The organism is Acinetobacter lwoffii (assembly GCF_024129355.1).
Classification (GTDB): Bacteria; Pseudomonadota; Gammaproteobacteria; order Pseudomonadales; family Moraxellaceae; genus Acinetobacter; species Acinetobacter lwoffii_I.
Genome location: NZ_JAMXXP010000094.1, coordinates 1 through 536, shown reverse-complemented (window position 1 = coordinate 536; position 536 = coordinate 1). Strand labels below are relative to the sequence as shown.

The 536-nt window shown below is 46.6% G+C and carries 2 pseudogenes; both read left to right on the top strand.

What is annotated here, in order from left to right:
- Positions 1–374: pseudogene (locus NI468_RS16135) on the top strand (HlyD family secretion protein); the annotation flags it as partial.
- Positions 374–536, top strand: a pseudogene (locus NI468_RS16130) (ABC transporter permease); the annotation flags it as partial. The pseudogenes NI468_RS16135 and NI468_RS16130, both read left to right, overlap by 1 nt.

Here is a 536-nt window from a genome sequence, read left to right as displayed (position 1 = left end):
CCCAATTAGTAGCACCTGTAAACGGAACGGTGTCTAAAACCTATGGCAAAGTCTCGGAGCTGGTAGCCACCGCAGTCCCTGTGGTCAGCCTGATTGAAGATCAAATGTGGGTGAGCCTGAATATTCGTGAAGACCAATATGCCCCGTTTCAGAAAATGAGCAGTATTGAAGGTTATATTCCCGCCCTAGATAAAACCGCCACTTTTAAAATCAAGCAGATCAGTGCTGAAGGTGAATTTGCCACCATTAAGACCACACGCCAAACCGGCGGTTATGATGTGCGAAGTTTTAAACTGCATCTTGTACCCACACCAGCGATTCCTGAACTGAAAGTCGGGATGAGCGTGTTATTTAAACTGAAAGAGACCCGATAATGTGGACGGGTATATGGCGCGAACTGCGCTATCTGCTCAGCGAAAAATGGGATCTGTGTCTGGTCACGCTGGCACCTGCACTGGTGATTATTTTATTCAGCAGCATGTTTGCTCAAGGGAAACCGGATCATTTACCGATTGCGATTATTGATCAAGACCAGA